The organism is Pseudomonas edaphica (assembly GCF_005863185.1).
GTDB lineage: Bacteria > Pseudomonadota > Gammaproteobacteria > Pseudomonadales > Pseudomonadaceae > Aquipseudomonas > Aquipseudomonas edaphica.
The window spans coordinates 1-3,952 of the sequence record NZ_VBVZ01000563.1; the positions used below are offsets into that span (position 1 = coordinate 1).

4 protein-coding genes are annotated in these 3,952 nt (G+C 62.9%); 3 read left to right on the forward strand and 1 reads right to left on the reverse strand.

Annotated features, from left to right (window positions below):
* Positions 1-2 precede the first annotated feature (2 nt).
* Positions 3-959 (forward strand): dihydroxyacetone kinase subunit DhaK, encoded by a 957-nt coding sequence (locus tag FEM54_RS26530; protein WP_240792808.1) that lies wholly within the window; start codon positions 3-5, stop codon positions 957-959.
* Positions 960-962: 3 nt separating this feature from the next.
* Entirely contained in the window at positions 963-1,610 is a 648-nt protein-coding gene (gene dhaL, locus FEM54_RS26535; protein ID WP_138453652.1) for a dihydroxyacetone kinase subunit DhaL, read from the forward strand.
* Here the strand turns inward: dhaL and FEM54_RS26540 are convergent.
* Positions 1,567-2,466 carry a LysR family transcriptional regulator gene (locus FEM54_RS26540; RefSeq protein WP_138453653.1) on the reverse strand — a complete coding sequence of 300 codons (900 nt, stop codon included), beginning with the start codon at positions 2,464-2,466 and terminating at the stop codon, positions 1,567-1,569. The two genes, dhaL and FEM54_RS26540, sit on opposite strands and share 44 nt — an antisense overlap.
* A 150-nt stretch (positions 2,467-2,616) precedes the next feature.
* Between FEM54_RS26540 and FEM54_RS26545 the strand changes: the two genes are divergently transcribed.
* A partial coding sequence (locus FEM54_RS26545) for an MFS transporter (RefSeq protein ID WP_138453654.1) occupies positions 2,617-3,952 on the forward strand: 1,336 nt, incomplete at its 3' end.

Genomic DNA, 3,952 nt, shown 5'->3' on the forward strand with positions numbered 1-3,952 from the left:
TGCTGCGCGGCATCCTGGTCGCGCACCCCGAGCTGCGCCAGTACGAAACCAACCCAAGGGTCATCACCAAGGCCAAGCCATCGGCAGCCGGCCGCGTCGGCATCGTCACCGGCGGCGGCTCCGGCCATGAACCGGCCTTCCTCGGTTACGTCGGCCCAGGCCTGGTGGATGCCGTGGCCGTCGGCGAGATTTTCTCTTCACCCACCGCCAAAAGCTTTTTCGACGCCTTCCGCGCCGCTGACCATGGCGCGGGCGTGGCCTGCCTGTACGGTAACTACGCCGGCGACAACATGAACGTGAAGCTGGCCATGAAAATGGCTGCCAGCAAAGACATGCGCATCCGCACCGTGGTCGCCAACGACGACGTGGCTTCCGCGCCCAAGGCCGATATCGCCAAGCGCCGTGGCGTGGCCGGCGAAATATTCATGTGGAAGATCGGCGGCGCTGCGGCTGCCCAGCATTACGACCTGGATGGCGTGATTCGCGTCGCACAGAAAACCGTGGATAACTGCCGCTCCATCGGCATCGGCCTCACGCCCTGCACCATTGCAGCCGTGGGCAAGCCGAACTTCCAGATTCCCGATGGCCAGATGGAACTGGGCATCGGCCATCACGGCGAACCGGGCATTGAAGTGATCGCCATTGAACCGGCTGCCGCCATGGCCGAGCGCATGCTCGCGCCGATCCTCGCCGACCGCGATTTCAGCCAGGATGACAGTGTGGTGGTGCTGGTCTCGGGCCTGGGCGCCACGCCGGTGATGGAGTTGTATGTGTTCTACGCCGAGGTCGAAAGCCAACTCAAGGCCAAGGGCTTGAAGATTCACCGCTGCTACGTCGGCAACTACTTCACCTCCCTGGAAATGATGGGCGTGACCCTGACCCTGCTCGGCCTCGACGCCGAGCTTAAAACCCTGATCGACCAACCCTGCCGTTCCATCGGCATGACCCAGGCGGAGTGAACCATGAGCCAGCATTTTTCCACCCGCGACGGCAGCGCCATTGTCGCTGACCTGGTCAGCGTGATCGTGGCCAACCGTGAATACCTCAGTGAAATCGACGGCGCCATTGGCGACGGCGACCACGGCATCAACATGGCCAAGGGCTTTGCCCATTGCGGGCGCAGCCTCGAAGGCCGCCAGCTGACCCTGGCCGAAGCCCTGGATGAACTGACCCTGAGCCTGATGGAAGGCATCGGCGGCTCCATGGGGCCGCTGTATGGCAGCCTGTTTATCGGCATGGCGGATGAGGTGCGCAGCAGCGACGACATCGACGCGGCAACCTTTGCCCACCTGCTGCGCGGCGGCCTGACCTCGTTGCAGGACATCACCGAAGCGGGCGTGGGCGACAAGTGCTTGATGGACACGCTGATCCCGGCGGTTGAGGCCTTTGAGCGTGCGCATGCCGGTGGCGCTTCTTTCAACGATGCGCTGGAGGCAATGAAAACCGCCGCGTCCCAAGGGCGAGATTCGACCAAAGACCTGATCGCCAAAATCGGTCGCGCCAGCCGCCTGGGCGAGCGCTCGCTGGGTGTACTGGATGCGGGGGCGGTGTCGTGCTGCCTGATTCTTACGCGCCTGGCCGATTCCGTGCAGCCCCGGCTGACTGCTTGACCTGCTGGATATACCGCGCCACCGCCGGCGCTTTTTCAAAGCGCCGGTGAATCAGCGACAGCCACGACAACGCTGCATCATCCTGATGAATCGTGCGGTAGACCACGCCCGGCAAACCCACATGCCCGACCATCGATGCCGGCACCACCGCCACGCCCTGCCCTAACGACACCAACGCCACCACCGCAACCAACCCGCCCGGCTGCGGCCCCAGGCGCGGCGCGAAGCCGCCTTGGGCCGCCACGTGCAAGGTGCCGTTGATTTGTTCCGGCAATATAAACGTCTCGTTTTGCAGGTGTCCGCAGCCGATGGCCTTGAGCCCCAGCAGCCAGGAATCCTGAGGCAGCGCCAACACAAAGCCTTCGCTGTCCAGACGCACCGCCTCCACGCCGTCAGGCAAGGTCATGGGCGAGCGGATATAGCCGATGTCATAACGCCCATCGGCTACAGCACTGGGTAACGTCGCCATTGCGCATTCGCGCACATTCACACTCACATCGGGAAACGCCTGGCTGAACGCCTGCATTTGTTTTTGCAGCAGCCCCGAATACACCGCCGAAGCCACATAACCCAACTCGATATGCCCGATTTCTCCCCGCCCGGCGCGCTGGGCGTTGCGTTGGGCGAACTCGAACTGGCGCACGGTGGCTTCAGCCTCGATCAGCAAGGCGGCGCCGGCTTCGGTGAGGCTGACTTCACGTTGCTGACGGATAAACAGGCGCGTGCCCAGCGTGGCTTCCATGTCCTGAATTTGGCGGCTCAAGGTCGGCGGCGCGATGCCCAGTTGCTCGGCAGCGCGGGTGAAATTGCGCTGCCTGGCGACGGCGAGGAAGTAGCGGAAATGGCGGATTTCCATTTTTGAATTAGCTCAAAGGTAATGAAGTGCGGCGCTCCAGCTAATAAAACAGACCATAGTCGGAGATAAGCTCAGCGCACACCTACACTAGAGAGCCCTTGCGATGCACGTCAACTGTCTTTCCAACATTACCTGTAAGGCAATCAAGACATGAGCCGGGTCAGCCCGCGCCTCACCCTGCTGACCGCCTCCGGCGTCTGCTCGCTGATTGTGCTCGACACCAATATCGTCGCCGTCACCCTGCCAAGTATTGCGCGCGACCTGGGTGCGAATTTCGCCGATATCGAGTGGGTGGTCAGCGCCTACATGCTGGCGTTCGCCGCGTTATTGCTGCCCGCCGGCAGCATCGCCGACCGCTTTGGTCGCAAGCGGTCGCTGATCTGGGGCTTGAGCATTTTCATCCTCGCCTCGCTGGGCTGTGGCGCTGCACCGAATGCGTTGCTCCTGGACATCGCCCGCGCCGTCAAAGGTGTCGGCGCAGCCTTGCTGCTGACCGCTGCCCTGGCCTCCATCGGCCACACCTTTCACGATGAAGTAGAGCGTGCCAAAGCCTGGGCGTTCTGGGGTGCCTGCATGGGCGTGGCGATGACCGCCGCGCCGACACTGGGCGGCGTGATCACCCAGTACCTGGGCTGGCGCTGGATCTTCTACCTCAACCTGCCCGTGGGCCTGGGGTTGATGGCGTTGGCGCTGCGGGCGATTCCCGAATCACGCGACACTCAATCGGCACGCCTGGACCCATGGGGCAGCCTGGCCTTCAGTGCCAGCCTGTTGTGCCTGATCTGGGGCTTGATCGAGGCCAATCGCATCGGCTGGGACAGCCCGCTGACCTACACACGCCTGATTGGCGGCGCAGTGTTGCTGGGGGTGTTTGTGCTGGTCGAACGTGTGCAACAGCGGCCCATGGTCGACTTGCAACTGTTCCGGCACCCGCGTTTTATCGGCGCGCTGCTGGGGATGTTTGCCTACGCCGGCTGTGCCCAGGTGATGATGACGTTACTGCCGTTTTATCTGCAGAACGGCTTGGGTTTTTCTGCCATAGCGTCGGGTCTGGGTATGTTGCCGTTTGCCTTGACCATGGTGATTTGCCCACGCATTGGTGCACGGCTGGCCGGGCGTTTTGCGCCTGCAACGATGATGGCAACCGGCTTGACCCTGGTGGGCTGCGGCAACCTGTTAAGCGCCTGGGCGGTCAATACAGGCGGTTATCTGCCCTTCGCGCTGGCGATTGCCGTGACCGGCGCCGGTGCGGGCCTGCTCAATGGCGACACGCAGAAAAACATCATGGCCTGCGTGCCACGTGACCGCGCGGGCATGGCGTCGGGCATGAGTACCACCATGCGTTTCAGCGCGATCATGTTGGCCATCGGCGTGTATGGGGCGTTGCTGAGCAGCCATAGTGAGCAGTTGCTGAGCACAAGTGTCGACCCGCAATGGCAGGCGCAGGTGGCGGGGATTGCGTCGCGAGTGGTGGCCGGGGATATGC